Below are 2,688 nucleotides of genomic sequence, written 5' to 3'. Positions count from 1 at the left end.
ATGAGCGTCTCGTGGGGCTCGGAGATGTGTAAAAGAGACAGACCCGCGCCCGATCGCGGACAGGCTCTCGTCTCCCAGCAGCCGGCCCACCGTGATCTCGATGCCGCACTCGCGGCGCAGCCGCACCTGTAGCTGCGCGGCCATCAGGGAGTCGAGGCCGTAGTCGCGCAGCGGCCGACGGCCGTCGAGGTGCTCGGCGGGCATGCCGAGGACGGTGGCTGCCAGGATCCGCACCGCGTCCGGGCCGGTATCCGTGGTGGTCTGCGTCGGGGTGGCCGGTGTCGTGGTCGGCGGTGTCGGGGTGGCCGGTGTCGTGGTCGGCAATGTCGTGGTCGGCAATGTCGTGGTCGGCGGCGAAGGCGCTCGCCTCGCCTCCGGTCGGGCGGCAGGGCGGAGCGTCGTGGGTGTGCCGAACGCGGCGGCCGCCGCCCGGACCCGGGTCACGAGAGCCTGGGCACCGCGTCCGGCGTTCCTGCCCGCCGTCCGTACGACGGCGGGCAGCGCCGAGACCGCCGGGGCGAGCGGGGGTCGGCCGCCCGTGCGCAGGCGGCGCAGCCGAATGCCGGTGAAGCGGGCGAGGGGGCGGCCGTCCGGGCCGAGGAGTACCGCTTCGGCGACGGCGGAACCGGGAGCTCCGCCCGCCCTGAAGGTGCAGACGCTCCAGAAGTCCTCGGTCAGATCCGCGTACAACTCGACGCCGGCGAAGCCGACAGGGACGTACGCGCCCTGCTCCGTCGGCCATGCGGCGAGCAGCGGCTGGAGACCGGTCTCCCAGGCGGCGGGCGACGGGGCCTTGGGGCGGCGCATCCGGGCCACCGCCTCGCCCTCGCGCCGCCACAGCTGATCGACCGCACGGAACGCCTCGCCGATCTCGTATCCCTGGCGCGTGGCCAGAGCGTCGAAGGCGGCGGCGGAGAGGTACTGGCGGCAGCGGCCGAGGGCGGTGTCGATGGACGCCGAGCCGTCCACCGCCTCCGAGCTGTCGCTCTCCCGCAGTTCGGCGCTCGCGCAGAGGATGCCGTCGCGGGAGCCGGGGCGGTGCGCCTCGACGGTGGCGCGGCGTACGCCGTGGCTGTCGGGGCCGCTCACCAGGGTGCGCAGCAGGACGTCATGACTGTCCGTCAGGTCGAGCGGCTCGGTGCCGAGCGTCACCTCGGCCAGCCGGAACATGCCTCCCGGCAGGGCGTCACGGGCGGTGGTGAGCAGGGTGGCGAGATGAACGGCGGGCGGGACGGGAGCGATGCCGTGCAGGCGGACGCCCTCGCCCCACTCGTGCAGGCCGAGGCGCGACAGGGGAACGTCCACCTGGAGGGTGGGGGCCGTGACGGCTGCAGAGGCGTGGTGGGTCTCGGGGAGGGGACGGTGCCGGAACTCCGTGAGGTCCCAGGGGTAGTGGGGCAGCGGCACGGTGCGTACCGGACCCGGATACCAGCAGCCCCAGTCCACGTCGCCGCCCACGGCCCAGAACCGCCCTGCCGCACGGACCAGTTCGCGCGGTTCGTCCGCGTCGCGGCAGAGCGAGGCGACCGCCGCACCGGCCTCGTGCTCGGGCGCGGCCAGTGTCTCCTGCAGCGCGGCCAGCAGCACCGGGTGCGGGCTGATCTCGACGAAGACGCTCTCGCGCTCCTGGGCGATCTCGGCGACCGTGCCGGTGAAGCGAACGGGGCTGCGGAGGTTGTCCGCCCAGTAGGAGGCGGTGAGTTCGGGGCCGTCCACGGCGGTGCCGCGTACGGTGGAGATCAGGCGGGTGGTGGCATCGGCCGGGGCCAGGTGGGCGAGTTCGGCGGTCAGGTCGTCGCGCAGTTCGTCCATCAGGGGCGAGTGCGAGGCGACGTTCACCTTCACCCGGCGGCAGAACACACCGCGGGCGCGCAGCTCTTCCTCGATGCCGGTCAGGGTGTCCTCGTACCCGGCGAGGACGGTGGAGGCGGGGGCGTTCTCGGCCGCGACGCAGACCCGGTCGCCGTGGCGCTCGATCAGGTGCCGCGCTTCGGCTGCGGACAGTTCGGTGGCCAGCATGGCGCCGCGTCCCGCGGTGCGCTTCATCAGCCGGCTGCGGCGGCAGATCACCGAGGCGGCGTCGGCCGGCGTCAGGGCGCCGGACACGTGGGCGGCGGCGACCTCGCCCATGCTGTGGCCGACGCACAGGCGGGGCTCGACACCCAGCTCGCGCCAGGCCGCCGCGAGGGCGACCTCCACGGCCCACAGGGCGGGCTGCACGCGCTCGACCCCGGCCGGAAAGGCGTCGGCGTCGGCATGCAACAACTCCACGACGGACCAGCCCAGTTCGGCGCCCACGGCGCGGTCGCAGGCATCGAGTGCCGCGCGGAAGGCGGGCGACGAGGCGTACAGGCCGCGCCCCATGCCGAGCCACTGCCCGCCCTGGCCGGGGAAGACGAACACGGTGCGGCGGGGCCCCGCGACACCCGCGTCGCCGAGCCCACCGTCCGGTATGTGCTCGCCCGATGCGAGGGCCCGCAGCTTCCGTACGAAGTCGTCGTGCGCCTCGCCGACGACCCACAGGCGGAAGGGGTGGGCGTCGCGGCGGGTCGCCGCGGTGGCGCAGACGTCGCGCAGCGACTCCTCGCGGCCCGCGCCCCCGACGTCGAGATGGTCGGCGTGGGCGGTGGCGAGCCGCAGCAGTGCGGCTTGGGAGCGGGCGCTGAGGACGAGGAGGTGGGGGTGGAT

1 protein-coding gene is annotated in these 2,688 nt (G+C 74.6%); it reads right to left on the bottom strand.

Translation table 11 applies throughout. The features are described from left to right. A partial coding sequence (locus E2651_RS42420) for an acyltransferase domain-containing protein (RefSeq protein WP_135336598.1) occupies nucleotides 1-2,688 on the bottom strand: 2,688 nt, incomplete at both ends.

The sequence above is a fragment of the Streptomyces sp. MZ04 genome (genome assembly GCF_004684775.1).
Classification (GTDB): domain Bacteria; phylum Actinomycetota; class Actinomycetes; order Streptomycetales; family Streptomycetaceae; genus Streptomyces.
Note: the sequence above shows the minus strand (reverse complement) of the source record. Positions and strands in the feature narration are given on the sequence as shown.